This is a genomic window from Campylobacter concisus (assembly GCF_003049705.1).
Classification (GTDB): Bacteria; Campylobacterota; Campylobacteria; order Campylobacterales; family Campylobacteraceae; genus Campylobacter_A; species Campylobacter_A concisus_AR.
The window spans coordinates 34,975-49,531 of record NZ_PIRF01000009.1; the positions used below are offsets into that span (position 1 = coordinate 34,975).

A 14,557-nucleotide genomic window follows, 5' to 3' on the forward strand; every position below is an offset into this window, starting at 1 on the left:
AAACGGCAAATTATCTCTTATTTTTTCTAAAACGAGAATAAATTTAGAAATTTCTTCGCGCGATCGCTCTTTGGGTTTGTAAAAAATTCCTCTGGCTCGCTGATCTCCACGATCGCCCCAGCATCCATAAATACGATCTTGTTTGCAACCGCCCTTGCAAAGCTCATCTCATGGGTGACTATTAGCATCGTCATTCCATCTTTGGCTAAATTTAGTATAACATCAAGCACTTCTCTAACGATCTCTGGATCAAGCGCAGCTGTAACCTCGTCAAATAGCATAATTTCAGGGTTTAAACAAAGGCTTCTTACTATTGCTATGCGTTGCTTTTGGCCACCACTTAGCTCCTTTGGATAGGCAAATTTCTTATCAAGCAGTCCAACCTTGCTTAGCCACATATCAGCAGTCTTTTCGGCTTCAGCTCTATCTCTTTTTTGCACCTTTAAAGGCCCAAGAAGGACGTTGTCTATGACGTTCATATGATCAAAGAGCTCGTAGCTTTGAAAGACCATGCCGACTTTTTGGCGGATCCTTTGCCAATCATTAAATTTAGCATCAATTACTTCGCCATCAATTATTATCTCGCCGCTTGCGATACTCTCAAGTCCGTTTATACATCTAAGAGTTGTGCTCTTGCCACAGCCCGATGGTCCAAGGAGCACGACTACTTCGCCGCTTTTTACATCTAAATTTATATCCTTTAAGGCGTGAAGCTCTCCATAAAATTTATTTATTTTTTTAAGTTCCAAGATGTTTTCGCTCATTTTAGCTCCATTTTTCTTCTAATTTTTTTGATAGTTTTGAGACTGGATAGCAGATCACAAAATATAAAAAGAATATGAGCGTGTATATCCAAAATGGCGCCATAGGATTTGTAAATACATTTCGCTCGATGATCTGCTGGCCGACCTTGACTACCTCTACAACGCCGATTAGAACGACGATAGATGTCGTTTTTATCATACGGCTTAGTAAATTTACAGCTCCAGGTACTAGCCTTCTCGTGGCTAGTGGGATGATGACGTGAGAGTAAATTTGAAATTTACTAAGCCCAAGTGAGGCGGCTGATTCAAATTGATGTTTTGGTATTGATGTTATTGCGCCACGCACGATGTCCATCATTTCAAAAATTCCCCACAAGCTAAAGACGATGAGTGAGGCTGTAAATGCTGAAATGTGAATATCAAACGCCTTACTGACACCAAAATAAAATAAAAATAGCCAAACGATCTGAGGCATTATGCGAACGATTTCTAGGCAAATTTTTAAAATAAAATAGATAAATTTGTTTTTCATGCTCATAAGCACGCCAAGCACTAAGCCACCGATTATAGAGATAAAGATAGAGATAAATGAAATTTCTGTGCTAACGACTAGACCTTCAAAGAGCCTTAGTAAATTTTGCGTGTCAAATAATATACTAACTCCTTGCATTTCTTACCCTTTTTTCGATATAGCTAAGCACCAGTGAGACTGGCAAGATGATGATAAGATAGCTAATTACTAGCATAAAAAGTGCCTCGTCTGTCTTGTAATAAAGCCCAATGAGATCCTTTGCGACGTAAACTAGATCAGCAAGTGCCACGATGCTAACGATGCTTGTCTCTTTTAGTAAAAAGATAATATTTGCACTAATACTTGGCACCGCTACGCTAAATGCTTGAGGCAAGATAACATATCTTAGGAGCTGATTTTTGCTAAGCGCGATGCTAAGTCCTGCTTCTATTTGCGACTTTCTAACCGCCTCAAAGCCAAGCCTAAAGCTCTCACTCATATAGCTGCCTCCAAGAAAGCTAAGCCCAGCGACCGCACAGGTAAAGCCGCTCATCGACACTCCAAGCTTTGGCAAGCCATAATATAAAAAGAAAAGTTGTATAAGAAGAGGCGTATTTCTTGAGAGTTCGACGTAGCAGTCAATCACTTTTGATAGAAATTTTAGCTTGTAAAATTTCACAGCCATACAAAAAATACCGATCAAAATAGAAAAAAAGATCCCTAAAAAGGCGATCTCACAGGTAAGCACTCCTGCCTTAACATAAAGCGGATAAAATTTCTCAATAAACTCAAAATCCATAAAACTTTAATCCAATCTGAAAAATGGAGTTATTTTATCTTATAATCATAAATTTAAAACTAATTAGATATGATCTTGCTTTAAATTTAAGCTTGCAAAAAGGATAAAATTTGATCGATCTTTTTCAGATCATCGGCTTTTTAGGGATGATTTGCATCGTGATGGGCTACTTTTTACTTCAAATCGGCCGCCTAAATAGCCGCGATCTAGCCTATCAGATAATAAATTTAGTAGGCGCTATACTACTCATCATCTCGCTTTTTGTGCACTTTAACCTTGGCTCATTTTTGATAGAGGTCTTTTGGATAATCATTACGATTTATGGAATTTACAAAATTTATAAGGAGAGAGCGTGAGAGCATACGCGGAGTGGGAAGAGCAGGAGCTTTTATTTTTATCACTGCCACATAGTAAGAGCGACTGGGAGCCCTATTTGGAGGAGATTTTGGCGGGCTATGAGGAGCTTGTGGCTGCTGTTACGCCGTTTCAGAAGGTAGTGCTCATCTGCCCAGATGAGGCAAATTTTGCTAGATTTAAGAAATTTAAAAATGTTGAGTTTGTTAAGCTTGAGACTGATGATACTTGGATCAGAGACTACGGCATGATCGACGTTTGTGCTGAAGATGGCGTAAAGAGCTACAACTTTAAATTTAATGCCTGGGGCGGTAAATTTAAGAGTTCAAAAGATGATGCGATAAATTTAGAACTAGCTAAAATTTACAAAACCAAGCTTGAGCCCGTTGATATGATACTAGAGGGCGGAAGTGTCGAGTTTAACGGAGATGGCGTGCTTTTAACCACTTCAAAATGCCTACTAAATAAAAATAGAAACAAATCGCTTAGCAAAGAGCAGATCGAAGAAAAACTAAAAAATTTATTTGGCTTAAAGCGTATCATCTGGCTTGAAAATGGCTTTATAAAAGGCGATGACACAGATAGCCACATCGACACTTTAGCGCGCTTTATCACGCCTGATACTATCGCTTACGCAACTTGTGAAGATGAGAGTGATGAGCACTTTGATGAGCTAAAAAAAATGGAGGATGAGCTTAAAAAAACTGGCTTTAAGCTGCTTGCTCTGCCACTACCAAAACCTAAATTTTATGATGGCAAAAGGCTTGGCTGCACCTATGCAAACTTTATCTTTATAAATGGTGCGCTAATCGTGCCAACATATAACGACGAAAACGACGAAAAAGTGCTAAATTTACTAGCCAAGGCACTGCCAGATAGAAAGATCATCGGTGTAAATTCGCTAGTTTTTGTGCGTCAAAATGGCTCGCTTCACTGCTCAAGCCAAAATAGATATAAAAGGTCTTAGTCTTGTCAAGTCCGTTTGATTATGAGTTTAACCGCATAAATAAGCAGGAGTGCACGCAAGGCGAAAACAAGGCAGTTATCGCAGCTGGAGCTTGCGCCTTTTTGCTAGCACTTGTGAAATTTACAGCTGGGCTTTTTAGTGGCTCGGTCGCTGTGCTTGGCTCGGCGATAGACTCGATGCTTGATTTTATTGTCTCGCTTTTAAATTTATTTGCGCTTAGAAAGTCAAGAAAGCAAGCCGATGAGAGATTTAACTTTGGCTACACAAAGCTAGAGGCGTTAGCAGCGCTATTTGAGTGCGTCATCATCGTTGTGGCTGCTGGATATATTTTTTATGAGAGTATTAAAAAATTTAGCGAGCCAAATTTAGAGATAGACCTTGGCTTAAGCCTTGGTGTGATGGTTTTTTCGGTAGTTGTGACGTTATGTTTGGTGCTATTTTTAAACCAAATTTCTAAAAAAAGTGGCAATCTTATCATAAAAGCAGACGCACTACACTATAAGATCGACCTTTTTAGTAACCTAGCAGTCATCATCTCGCTACTTATCATTAAATTTAGCGGATTTGTGATGATAGATGCGATCTTTGGCATCGTGATAAGCGGCTACATCGCTCAAAGTGCGATAAGCCTTGGCAAAGACGCTCTTGGTGTCTTGCTAGATCACGCAGCAAGCCCTGAGGTCACAGATGAGATCATCAAGATGATAAAGGCAAAAGAAAGAATTTCTGATTTTCACTATCTAAACACAAGACAGAGCGCAAATACCATATTTTTAACGCTGCATTTAGTTTTTGACAAAGATATCTCGCTTTACGATGCGCACGAGGTGGCCGACTCGCTTGAAGCTGAGATAAGAGAGAAATTTAGGGATTATTCGTGGCAGATAACCACGCATTTAGACCCATATAACGACAAAGAAGGGAAATGAGATGAAAGTAGCACTACTTCAACAAGAATTTAAAGGCACAAAAGAGGCGACTATCGCAAAGACACTTGAGCTAATTACCGAGGTAAAAAAAGGCGGTGCTGACCTAGTCGTCTGCCAAGAGCTACACCAGACGCAGTACTTTTGCCAAAGCGAGGATACAAATTTCTTTGATCACGCAAACGACTGGCAAGAGGATGTCGCTTTTTGGGGCAGGGTAGCAAAAGAAAATGGCGTTGTTTTAGTCACTTCGCTCTTTGAAAAAAGAGCCGACGGACTTTATCACAATACCGCCTTTGTCTTCGAGCGTGACGGCAGTGTGGCTGGCAAATACCGAAAAATGCACATCCCTGATGACCCTGGATTTTACGAGAAATTTTACTTCACGCCTGGTGATATCGGCTTTGAGCCAATTGAAACAAGCCTTGGCAAGCTTGGCGTTTTGGTTTGCTGGGATCAGTGGTATCCAGAGGCAGCAAGGCTGATGGCACTAAAAGGGGCGAAAATTCTCATCTATCCAACGGCTATTGGCTGGTTTGAGGGCGATAGTGACGATGAAAAATCAAGACAGCTTGAAGCGTGGGTGGCAGTTCAAAGAGGTCACAGCGTGGCAAATGGCCTGCCAGTTGTTGCAGTAAATCGTGTGGGCTTTGAAAAAGATGATAGCGGCGTGATGGATGGGATAAAATTTTGGGGAAATAGCTTTGTTTTTGGGCCACAAGGTGAGCAGCTTTTCCGCGCAAATAGCACAGATGAGCTATGCAAGATCGTTGAAATAGACATGAAAAGAAGTGAAGAAGTGCGCAGAATTTGGCCATTTTTAAGAGACCGCAGGATAGATGCCTACGCAAATATCACAAAAAGATTTATCGACTAAATTTAGAGCTAGAATTTCTAGCTCTTTTAAAATGTAAATTTCTTATCTACGATGCGAACTATTCTGCCGCCAAGCCTTTTTGCCTGCTCTTCATTGTGCGTGGTGATGATGATGGTGTATCTTTGCGACAAGCTTTTTAAAAGCTCTTCTACGATCAAGACATTTTTCATATCAAGTGACGAGCAAGGCTCATCAAGCATGAGCACTTCAGGCTTTGTAGTTAGCATCCTTGCGATGCAAAGTCTTTGCTTTTGACCGCCAGAGAGCTTGTTAGCTAGCATATCTAAGTCGTTTATTTCGCCCAGTAAATTTACGCTTTTTAATAGCTCCTCTACTCTTTTTTGCTTATCCTTTATGCTGCCCTCATAAAATTCCATCGCATAGGTCAAATTTCTCTCGACGCTAAAAGGAAAGAGCGTGGCGTCTTGAAAGAGTATGGCTAGCTTTCGTCTTAGCCAAATTTCGCCCTTATTTTTGATATTTCCGCCTTTAAATAGGATCTCTCCGTTATATCTGCCGCCCTTTTGCTCCAAAAAGCCATTTAGCGCTGATAGAAATGTCGATTTACCACATCCTGAGCTGCCCATTAAGCAGATGATCTCGTTTTCGGCGACGTTTAAATTTAGATCTTTTAAAATTTCATTATCTTGGTAAAAGATACTAAGATCTTTTATACTTAAAATATCTGGCAATTTTCTCTCCTATATCAAATAAAACTACGGCTGAAAGCAAGTGCAAAATGATCAACATAAAAATGAGCACGAGCGCTGTAGCGTAGGCATTTTGCGTTGCGACTGACTGGCTTAGGAGCATGTGCAGGTGAAAAGGTAGTGCCATGACCGGCGAGAGCAGGCCTTCTGCCTTTGCCATGAAGACGACTCCAGTTAAAAGTAGTGGCGCAGTTGCCCCTATGGCGTAGCTGCCAGCAAGTATTAAAATAGATATTATATTTTTTCTAATAGTTGGCAAAACAAGCTTTCTAGCCATGAAATCTTTATCAACACCAAGCGCGAAGCTATCTCTTAACATCTTTTCATCGATCTGCGAGATCACCTTTTCTGTGCTAACTTCAACAAATGGAAAGACCATCAAAGCAAGCGTAATGCTAGCTGTTAGCAGGCTCTTTGGGATATCAAGACTAACGATAAAAAGCCCATAAACAAACATCCCAAGCAATATAGAGGGTATTGAGGCCATCGTTTGGATGATAAATTTAAGTCCAAGTTTGATCTTACTAGAAGTGCAGTAAATTTGTCTATAAATGGCGCAGCTAACGCCAAGAAGTGCAGAAAATATCATAGATAGTATCATCAGCAAAAATGAGCCTATGATAGCGTCTCTTATGCCGCCACTCTCACCTAAATTTAAACCTTGCGGATTTTTAGTCAGAAAGTCTAAATTTATCTGAGAGACGCCATTTGTAAAGATGAAATAAAATATCCAAAATATCATCGCAACCACTATAAATACGCAAAGATAGGCGTAAAATTTGACTAGATGATCTTTAAAAGCGTTCATTGTTTTTCTCAAATTTAAAGATAAAAATATTTAGCATAAATATAAAAACAAGCAGGACAAATCCGCTTGCAATAAGAGCGTGATAGTGCAAGCTGCCAGCCTCGCTCATGCCCATTTCAAGGGCTATTAGAGATGGTATGGTCTGAGCTTTTGAGAGCAGGTGCGGAAAAAGCGGGGTGTTGCCTATGACCATCATCACAGCCATCGTCTCGCCAGCTGCCCTTGAGAATGCAAGTATAAAGCCTGAAATGCTAGCTTTCATGGATTTTCTTAAAATTATTTTTCTTATAAAATATCCCGTGCTTACGCCAAGCGCGTCTGAGTTTGTTTTGAAATTTTGCTTTAGCAGACCCACGCTTTGGAGCAAATGCGAGGTAAAAAAGGGCAGTATCATGACGCTAAGGATGAGGCTAGCTGCCAAAACTGACTCGCCAGCAGACATTTTTAGCCCTGACTCTAAAATTTTTACAACCGTGTAAAGCGCAAAAAATCCATATATGATAGATGGTATGCCAGCTAGTATTCGTATCATCCAGTCTAGCACGTGCCTAAGCCAGGCGCTCGCAAAAAAGCATATAAATATAGTAACGCCAAGCGAGATAAAAAATGAAAATATACAAGCTAAAAACGCAACTGCGAAATTTGCGATTAGGATATTAAACAGCCCAAAGCTAAAAGGCTCTGTGCTAACGTCCCAGTCGCTGTTTAGCAAGAAGTCAAAAAGGCTTACTTCTGCAAAGAAACTCGTGGAATTTAGCAGTAAAAATCCCACGAGTAAAAGCAAAAGCATGGCGGATAAAAGTGTAAAAAGATATATCGCGCCTTTAAAAATTTGCCCTGTCATTGGCTATTTTACTGGTATAAATCCCATTTTTTCGATAGTCTTTTGACCTTCGGCCGAATTTAGCACGTCAACAAAAATTTGCTCGCTCTTGCTTAGATTGCCACTTTTTACGATGATGAGCGGGCGAGAGATGTAGTATTTGCCATCAACTATATTTTTAACAGTTGGCTCCACACCGTCAACGTTTAGCGGTATTAGCTTGCCTTTGTTTTGGTTTGTGATACCAAAAGATGCGTAGCCAATGGCGTTTTTATTTTCGATGATCTTTGAAACAAGTGCGCCCATTGATGGTGACTGGATGACGTTTTTGCTAACTTTGACATCCTTCATGATCTTTTTTTGAAAAACCTCGTGAGCACCGCCACCAAGATCTCTTGTAACTACGACTATTTCGTCATTTGGTAGGGATTTGTCAAGGTCACTCCACTTTTTGTACTCGCCTGAGAAAATTTTGACGATCTCGTCTTTACTCAAATTTCCGCCCTTTAGCTTTATCACCTCATTTTCTGGGTTTACAGCCACGCAAAGTGCGTCTATGCCAAGCGTATAGGCTTTCATATCTTTGATCTTTGCTTTTTCGCTATCTTTTATATCGCGAGCTAGCATGCCAAAGTCAGCGACATGATCAAGCACGGCTTTTACGCCAGCGCCAGAGCCGCCAGCTGAGACGAAAATGGTGATGTTTTTGTTTGGTAAAGAGCTATCTACTTTATCCCAAGTTTCGTACTTTTCGATAAAGTCGGTTGAAATTTTAGCAATGACCGGAGCTAGAGTAGATGAGCCACTAAAGCTAACTTGCGTTTTCTCATCCGCGCCAGAAGCGAAATTTAGAGATAAAAGCAGCATAGAAGTAGCCAACATAAGTGATTTTTTCATGAATTCCTCCATAAATAAATTTTTGATTGTTATTAACATTTGTAAAAGCTATTGATTAGTTGTAAATTTGCAACAGTTTTTCTAAAACTTAGAACTGTGGTGGATTATACAATAAAAAATGATATTTAAATAGCCGGTTTATCAAATTTATTTTGACTAATAAAGAAATATAAATTTAATCTTAAGAAAATATTTTTTTAAGTCTTGATTGTGTAGAATGGTTGCAACTTTACCAAAACGGCATGAAAATATCATATTAAATAAGGTAAAAAGCTAAATTTATAGAATAAAATAGCCTTAAATTTCTTGAAAGGATCTTAGATGAAAACTACTTCTTTGGCACTTGCTGGCTTGCTTTTAGCAACAACTCTTTCAGCAAAAGAATTTATCAGTATCGGCACTGGCGGCATGACAGGCACTTATTATCCGATAGGTGGAGCGATTTGCCGTTTAGCAAACAAAAATACTAATGTAAAATGCTCAGTCCAATCAACTGGCGGCTCTGTTTATAACGTAAATAACGTTTTGAAAAAAGAGCTCACATTTGGCTTTGTTCAAAGTGACGTTGTCTATGATAAATTTAACGGCACTGGCAAATTTGACGGAGCAAAAGATGAAAATTTACGCTCAGTAGTTGCGATCTATCCAGAACTTCTTGCATTTGTTGTAGCAAAAGATAGCGGTCTGACAAGCGATCTTGCTTCATTTGCAGGTAAAAAATACAACGTTGGCAACCCAGGCAGCGGCAACGAAGTGAGCACACTTGAAGTCTTTAAAGCAAAAGGCTTTGACGTTTCAAAACTAGGATACCGCGGCGTTTTAACAGTTGGCGAATGCCCACACGCACTAAAAGATAAAAAGATAGACGGATATAGCTTTGTCGTCGGCCATCCAACTGCAAACATCACTGATGCTGCGACATCTTTGCCGATTGATATCCTAAATATCGAAGGTAGTGAGATCGATAAGCTTCTTAAAGAGAAACCATACTTTGCAAAAGGCGTCATCCCAAAAGGCTCTTATGATGGCGTCGATCACGATGTAAATACTATTGGCGTAAAAGCTGTTTTAGTAACTAGCAAAGACACAAAAGATGAGGCTGTAAAAGCTGTGATAAAAGCTATTTTAGACAACTTTGATGAGTATAAAACTCTTCACCCAGCACTAAAATCAGTTAAAAAAGAAGATCTCGTTCAAGGTCTTTCAGCTCCGCTTCACCCAGCTGCAGAGGCTGCGTTTAAAGAGGCTGGTATTTTAAAATAATCCATTTCCAGGGGCTTTTGCCTCTGGATAAAATTTAAATATGCAAATTTTTAATTTATATATTTAAATTTTAAAGGAGAGAGATGAACGAAGTCAAAGACAACGAAGAACAATTTGTCGAGGTAAAAACAAGGGAGATAAATAGCAATTTTTACAACTATTTCATTGCGATCGTATGCTTTTCTTGGTCAGTTTTTCAGCTTTATATAGCTTATTTTCCGCTAAATACTAACATTTCACGCTCAATACACTTAGCCTTTGCGGTTGGGCTTGTATTTTTGCTTTATCCAGTCACTTTTCATAAAAAGGCACATTCTAGTTTGCCATTTTACGATCTGGTCTTTTGTGTAGTAGGCGTTGTTGCCGTGCTTTATCCAGCGGTTTATTTTTATGAGCTAGCTGATAGGATAGGGGACTACATCACACAAGATATCGTCATATCGTTTTTGACGATTATTGTCTTGCTTGAGGCTGGCAGGCGCGTAATGGGGCCAGCACTTCCAATTATTTGTATATTATTTTTGATATATGATCACTTTGGCCCTTATATGCCAGACATCATCGCTCATCAGGGTGCCAGCTTTGAAAAGATCGCAGGCCATATGTTTTTGACGACTGAGGGCATCTTTGGTGTGCCTATCGGAGTTAGCGTTAGTTTTATCTATCTTTTTGTCCTTTTTGGCTCATTGCTTGAGAGGGCAGGTGCTGGGCAATATTTCATAAATTTAGCTTTCTCTCTTCTTGGCAAATATAGAGGTGGCCCAGCTAAGGCTTCAGTCATCGCAAGTGGCCTAACAGGCATGGTTTCAGGCAGCTCCACAGCAAATGTTGTAACAGTTGGTACATTTACCATACCACTTATGAAAAAAGCCGGTCTTTCGCGCACAAAAGCTGGAGCCATCGAGGTTGCAGCTGGTGTAAATGGTCAGCTCATGCCTCCGATCATGGGCGCAGCTGCTTTTATCATCGCTGAATTTTTAGGTATGACATATACAAATGTCATGATGGCAGCGGTAATTCCGGCTTTTGCTTGCTATTTGTCACTATTTTTTATCGTTCATTTAGAGAGTGTGAAGCTTGGCTTAAAAGGTATAAATCAAAGCGAATTTCACTCAAGATTTAAAATTTTTGTAAGCGGACTTCACTATATAACTCCGATTTTGATTTTGCTTTATACGCTATTAATCGCAAAAGAGTCAGCCATCGCTGCGGCGTTTAATGCGATTGGATTTTTATTTTTAATAATGATCTTTCAAGAGCCAGTTAAAAAGCTAGCAAGTGGCGAAAAAGTTGGAATAAATGATGTGTTAATAGGCTTTGAAGATATATTTTGGGCGATGGTTGCAGCCGCAAAAAGTATGACAACGATCGCCATTGCAACCGCACTTGCAGGTATCATCGTGGGTTCTATCTCTCTAACTGGCCTTGGTCAAGTACTTTCAGATCTAGTTGAGTTACTTGCTGGTGATAATATAGTTATGATATTGCTTCTTACTGCTATGATGTCGCTAATACTAGGGATGGGTCTTCCAACAACAGCAAACTATATCGTAGTTTCAAGCCTTGTGGCACCTGTTATTTTATTTTTGGCGCATAAAAATGGCTTTTTAATTCCTGCTATCGCCGTGCATCTTTTTGTCTTTTACTTTGGAATTTTAGCTGATGACACGCCACCAGTTGGTATCGCAGCTTATGCAGCAGCTGGTATCGCCAAAGCAAATCCTATAACTGTTGGCGTTCAAGGATTCTTTTATGATCTAAGAACGGCGATCTTACCATTTGCTTTTTTCTTTAACAACAAACTTATGCTAATAGAAAGCGTAAATGAGGGCGATCCGCTTGATTCAAAAGGAATAGTCTGGATGAGTAATCCGCTTGAAATTTTACTTGTCTTTGGTATGGCGATCGTGGGAATGTTTGCATTTTCAAGCTTACTTCAAGGCTACTATGTCACAAAGCTTAGGATCTGGGAGCGTATTCTTTTGATCCCTGTTGTGCCACTAGCTCTTGTGCCAAATATATGTGCGAAATTTAATCTTATACCAAACGAATACACTGCTTATATCGTAGCTGCTGTGCTTTATGGATTTGTTTTTATGACTCAATGGGGCATTAAAGACAAGCCGCTTGATCAAATAAAAATAATCTAATCTTAGGCAAGAGCATTCTTGCCTAAATTTCTAATATAAGTTTTTAGACTATCTTTATACAAGGATATTGGTGTAATAAATAAAATAAGAAATTTTTAGGCTCGTAAGCCTAAAAATTATAGTTGTTTTGAGCGTCTTAGATCGCCTGCAAATTCGCAAGACATCTTATCGCCTAATTCGCAGCCTTTTACTAAAAATTCATAAGCTTTTTTAAATTCCTTAGCTTCTATTAAGATAGAACCTACCATCTCGCAAGAATATCCATTATTCTTCTCACAAGCTTTATTAAAAAGTTCTCTTGCTTTTTGTGGCTCAGTATTTAGATAAAGTCCACCAGCTGCCGAGCAACCTTCAACCTCACCAGCTTCGCAAGCTTTGTTATAGTACTCTAAGGCCTTGCTTGGATTAGGTAGAGCTGTTTTTCCTAGTTGGTAAATCGCTCCAACTTTTACGCAAGATTTTACGTCATTTGCCAAACATCCTGCTTCAAATTTAGCCAAAGCTTCTTTAAAATTTGAGCTCCCATATGCCTTTAGGCCATCTTCAAAGTTACCTGCAAAAGCACAAGTGGCTAAGATTGAGATAAAAATCATTTTTTTCATTGAAATTCCCTTTTTGTGAATTAACATGCGATTTTAGCATATTAATTTTTACACTTACTTGATGAAAAATAATTACGCTTTTAAAATTTGCTCTTGTTTTTTATAATCAGGCATGATTTTTTCTATAAAATCGTAAAAACTTTTTTGATGATGTGGATAGAGCAGGTGTGTTAGCTCGTGAAGAACGACGTAGCGTACGGCTGAGAGCGGCTTTTCTATGAGTCTTAGGCTTAGGTTTATGTAGCCCTTTTTGTGATTGCAGCTGCCCCAGCGAGTTTTGCTATTTCGTATGACTATACGCTTGATTGGTTTGTTTATAAAAGGCTGAAAATAGCTCACAAGCTCTAAAAATAGCTCTTTTGCTCTTACTTTTACAAAACGCTCAAGGCTTTTTAAATTTGGCGTAAAGACAAACTCGCCATCAAAAAATGGCTCTTTAAAATTTTCATCAAATTTTATCTTATAAATTTGCCCAAGAAATTTCATCTCATCATCTTTTGGTAAATTCAAAAGAGCTTTTTTGTAAGTATTTTCAAGCCAAATTCTGTGCATCTCAAGAAAGCTAAGAGCCATCTTTTGTGTGCTATAAAATGGCATAGATAGCGTGATCTTAGCATCCTTGCCAACTCTTAGACGCATGGATTTTACATTTGTTTTAAAATTTATTAAAACGCTTAGCCCATAAAAGTCTAAATTTATGCTCTTTTGCTTTAAACTAGGCGTTTTTCTTGCCATTTTTTACTTCTCCAACGCCACGTATTTGCAAGACCTCTTAGCCACTCATCAGCACAAAATCCTATCCAAACGCCGATAATTCCCCAGCCAAGATAGATGCCTAAAAAATATCCAAGTGGTAGCGAAAGCCCCCACATAAAGATAAGGCCGGTTACTAGTGGAAATTTTGCATCACCACTTGCACGAAGGGCATTTACGATGACTATGTTAAAGGTTCTACCCGCTTCAAGAAATATCGAAAGTGTAAAAAGCGGTAGCATGATCGCACGTAAATTTTCGTTTAAATTTAGTGCGTCCATGATTTGATGCTTTAGCGCATAAGCTATAAGTACGACTACGAGCGTTATAAAAACGCCGAGTCTTAGCGCCCTAAATGTCCTTGTATAGGCCTCGTTAAACTCGCTTGCTCCAACTAAATGTCCTACAATGACCTCGTTTGCCACGCTAATGCTCGCTCCACAAAGCAAGATAAGAAGCGTGATCTGAAAGTAAATGGTCTGCACGCTAAGGCTAGCCTCGCCCATGCTTGCCACAAAGCCAAAAGCGACCATATATTGTGCCATCCAGAGTAAATTTTCGCCTGCACTTGGAAGGCCAATTGAGAGGATTTTCTTTAAAATTTCAAATGGTACGACAAGTAGCTTTTTAAAGTAAATTTTAACTTTTGCCTTTTGACTTAGCATATAAGCTAGCACAAAAATGCCTACTAATCTGCCAACAAGTGTCGAGATAGCGACTCCTTGTAAGCCTAAATTTGGTAGATTAAACCAGCCAAAAAGGGAGATGGCATTGCCTAAAATCGTAATTACGTTCATTAAAACCGAAGTTAGCATAACAGCAGTTGCTAGATTATAAACACGAAGTACCGCAGCTAGCACCATACCGATACCATCAAAAAGTAGGGCAAAGCCAAGGATGTGAAGATATGAGAAGCTATCATTTATAAGCTCTTTTGGCACGTTTAGTAAATTTAAGATGTTGTAGCCAAAGACGTAGATGACGATAGCTGAGAAGATACCAAAGAGCGTATTTGACGTGATGCTTGCGTGTATGACGTTTGAAGCAAGATCGTTCTTTTTAGCTCCCAGTGCTTGGGCAACGACAACCGAGCAGCCAATGCTTAGGAAGTTAAAAATGGTCATAAAAAGATCCATCACTTGATTGCCAGCACCCATTGCACCAACTAGATGTACACTCACTTTTGTCACCATGTAGGTGTTGATAATAAGCGTAATGAAGTGTAAAAACATATCCAAAAATATCGGAACTACGAGTTTTCTCATAGATAAATTCATTAAATTTTCCTTAATTATTTTAAAATTTTTGGCGATTATAGCCAAAATTAGGTTTTAGCTCCCTTTTGATATAATC

The 14,557-nt window shown here is 39.2% G+C and carries 16 protein-coding genes; 6 read left to right on the top strand and 10 right to left on the bottom strand.

Translation table 11 applies throughout. The features are described 5' to 3' along the window. Nucleotides 1-26: 26 nt before the first annotated feature. The 3 genes from CVT05_RS08955 to CVT05_RS08965 are packed head-to-tail and all read right to left on the bottom strand — an operon-like array spanning nt 27 to nt 2,074. The gene (locus CVT05_RS08955) at nt 27-764 is read right to left on the bottom strand and encodes an amino acid ABC transporter ATP-binding protein (RefSeq protein ID WP_107698535.1); all 738 of its coding nucleotides are present in this window, start codon (nt 762-764) and stop codon (nt 27-29) included. A 1-nt stretch (nt 765) separates the two neighbouring features. Beyond that, nucleotides 766-1,434, bottom strand: coding sequence for an amino acid ABC transporter permease (locus CVT05_RS08960; protein WP_103593871.1), 669 nt, complete (start codon nt 1,432-1,434; stop codon nt 766-768). Further along, nucleotides 1,421-2,074: an amino acid ABC transporter permease gene (locus tag CVT05_RS08965; protein WP_107698536.1), complete on the bottom strand. Its 654-nt coding sequence runs from the start codon at nt 2,072-2,074 to the stop codon at nt 1,421-1,423. Before CVT05_RS08965 ends, CVT05_RS08960 begins: the two co-directional genes overlap by 14 nt. Nucleotides 2,075-2,184: 110 nt before the next feature. On the opposite strand from CVT05_RS08965, the gene CVT05_RS08970 reads away from it, so the two are divergent. The 4 genes from CVT05_RS08970 to CVT05_RS08985 are packed head-to-tail and all read left to right on the top strand — an operon-like array spanning nt 2,185 to nt 5,198. After that, nucleotides 2,185-2,430: a CBU_0592 family membrane protein gene (locus tag CVT05_RS08970; RefSeq protein WP_103628398.1), complete on the top strand. Its 246-nt coding sequence runs from the start codon at nt 2,185-2,187 to the stop codon at nt 2,428-2,430. After that, nucleotides 2,427-3,395, top strand: coding sequence for an agmatine deiminase family protein (locus CVT05_RS08975; RefSeq protein ID WP_107698537.1), 969 nt, complete (start codon nt 2,427-2,429; stop codon nt 3,393-3,395). Before CVT05_RS08970 ends, CVT05_RS08975 begins: the two co-directional genes overlap by 4 nt. A 2-nt stretch (nt 3,396-3,397) precedes the next feature. Beyond that, nucleotides 3,398-4,324, top strand: a complete 927-nt coding sequence (locus CVT05_RS08980; protein ID WP_107698538.1) for a cation diffusion facilitator family transporter — start codon at nt 3,398-3,400, stop codon at nt 4,322-4,324. 1 nt (nt 4,325) lies between these two features. Further along, nucleotides 4,326-5,198 carry a carbon-nitrogen hydrolase gene (locus tag CVT05_RS08985; protein ID WP_107698539.1) on the top strand — a complete coding sequence of 291 codons (873 nt, stop codon included), beginning with the start codon at nt 4,326-4,328 and terminating at the stop codon, nt 5,196-5,198. 26 nt (nt 5,199-5,224) lie between these two features. Here CVT05_RS08985 and CVT05_RS08990 read toward each other — a convergent pair whose 3' ends face one another. The 4 genes from CVT05_RS08990 to CVT05_RS09005 are packed head-to-tail and all read right to left on the bottom strand — an operon-like array spanning nt 5,225 to nt 8,436. Beyond that, nucleotides 5,225-5,890 (bottom strand): phosphate ABC transporter ATP-binding protein, encoded by a 666-nt coding sequence (locus CVT05_RS08990; protein ID WP_107698540.1) that lies wholly within the window; start codon nt 5,888-5,890, stop codon nt 5,225-5,227. After that, nucleotides 5,859-6,716: a PstA family ABC transporter permease gene (locus CVT05_RS08995; RefSeq protein ID WP_107698541.1), complete on the bottom strand. Its 858-nt coding sequence runs from the start codon at nt 6,714-6,716 to the stop codon at nt 5,859-5,861. Before CVT05_RS08995 ends, CVT05_RS08990 begins: the two co-directional genes overlap by 32 nt. Beyond that, a complete protein-coding gene (pstC, locus tag CVT05_RS09000) occupies nt 6,703-7,560 on the bottom strand; it encodes a phosphate ABC transporter permease subunit PstC (protein ID WP_107698542.1) in 858 nt (285 codons plus the stop codon). The genes CVT05_RS08995 and pstC overlap by 14 nt, the downstream gene beginning before the upstream one ends. 3 nt (nt 7,561-7,563) lie before the next feature. Further along, nucleotides 7,564-8,436: a phosphate ABC transporter substrate-binding protein gene (locus CVT05_RS09005; RefSeq protein WP_199906750.1), complete on the bottom strand. Its 873-nt coding sequence runs from the start codon at nt 8,434-8,436 to the stop codon at nt 7,564-7,566. 321 nt (nt 8,437-8,757) lie between these two features. Here CVT05_RS09005 and CVT05_RS09010 point away from each other — a divergent pair, with 321 nt between their 5' ends. Together CVT05_RS09010 and CVT05_RS09015 are read left to right on the top strand one after the other, a co-directional pair. After that, a complete protein-coding gene (locus CVT05_RS09010; protein ID WP_107698543.1) occupies nt 8,758-9,699 on the top strand; it encodes a TAXI family TRAP transporter solute-binding subunit in 942 nt (313 codons plus the stop codon). 83 nt (nt 9,700-9,782) lie between these two features. Beyond that, nucleotides 9,783-11,849, top strand: a complete 2,067-nt coding sequence (locus tag CVT05_RS09015; RefSeq protein ID WP_107698544.1) for a TRAP transporter permease — start codon at nt 9,783-9,785, stop codon at nt 11,847-11,849. 116 nt (nt 11,850-11,965) lie between these two features. Here the strand turns inward: CVT05_RS09015 and CVT05_RS09020 are convergent, their stop codons facing one another. The 3 genes from CVT05_RS09020 to CVT05_RS09030 form a co-directional block, all read right to left on the bottom strand. Further along, nucleotides 11,966-12,451: a tetratricopeptide repeat protein gene (locus CVT05_RS09020; protein WP_107698545.1), complete on the bottom strand. Its 486-nt coding sequence runs from the start codon at nt 12,449-12,451 to the stop codon at nt 11,966-11,968. A gap of 72 nt (nt 12,452-12,523) precedes the next feature. Further along, a complete protein-coding gene (locus CVT05_RS09025) occupies nt 12,524-13,186 on the bottom strand; it encodes a M48 family metallopeptidase (RefSeq protein WP_107698546.1) in 663 nt (220 codons plus the stop codon). Further along, nucleotides 13,162-14,481 (bottom strand): MATE family efflux transporter, encoded by a 1,320-nt coding sequence (locus CVT05_RS09030; protein WP_107698547.1) that lies wholly within the window; start codon nt 14,479-14,481, stop codon nt 13,162-13,164. Before CVT05_RS09030 ends, CVT05_RS09025 begins: the two co-directional genes overlap by 25 nt. Nucleotides 14,482-14,557 lie beyond the last annotated feature (76 nt).

Coding starts and splice junctions, on each gene's coding strand:
- CVT05_RS09020 (WP_107698545.1), bottom strand. CDS start 12,451: ATGAAAAAAATGATTTTTATCTCAATCTTAGCCACTTGTGCTTTTGCA.
- pstC (WP_107698542.1), bottom strand. CDS start 7,560: ATGACAGGGCAAATTTTTAAAGGCGCGATATATCTTTTTACACTTTTA.
- CVT05_RS08985 (WP_107698539.1), top strand. CDS start 4,326: ATGAAAGTAGCACTACTTCAACAAGAATTTAAAGGCACAAAAGAGGCG.
- CVT05_RS09010 (WP_107698543.1), top strand. CDS start 8,758: ATGAAAACTACTTCTTTGGCACTTGCTGGCTTGCTTTTAGCAACAACT.
- CVT05_RS09015 (WP_107698544.1), top strand. CDS start 9,783: ATGAACGAAGTCAAAGACAACGAAGAACAATTTGTCGAGGTAAAAACA.
- CVT05_RS09005 (WP_199906750.1), bottom strand. CDS start 8,436: ATGAAAAAATCACTTATGTTGGCTACTTCTATGCTGCTTTTATCTCTA.
- CVT05_RS08965 (WP_107698536.1), bottom strand. CDS start 2,074: ATGGATTTTGAGTTTATTGAGAAATTTTATCCGCTTTATGTTAAGGCA.
- CVT05_RS09025 (WP_107698546.1), bottom strand. CDS start 13,186: ATGGCAAGAAAAACGCCTAGTTTAAAGCAAAAGAGCATAAATTTAGAC.
- CVT05_RS08960 (WP_103593871.1), bottom strand. CDS start 1,434: ATGCAAGGAGTTAGTATATTATTTGACACGCAAAATTTACTAAGGCTC.
- CVT05_RS08955 (WP_107698535.1), bottom strand. CDS start 764: ATGAGCGAAAACATCTTGGAACTTAAAAAAATAAATAAATTTTATGGA.
- CVT05_RS09030 (WP_107698547.1), bottom strand. CDS start 14,481: ATGAATTTATCTATGAGAAAACTCGTAGTTCCGATATTTTTGGATATG.
- CVT05_RS08995 (WP_107698541.1), bottom strand. CDS start 6,716: ATGAACGCTTTTAAAGATCATCTAGTCAAATTTTACGCCTATCTTTGC.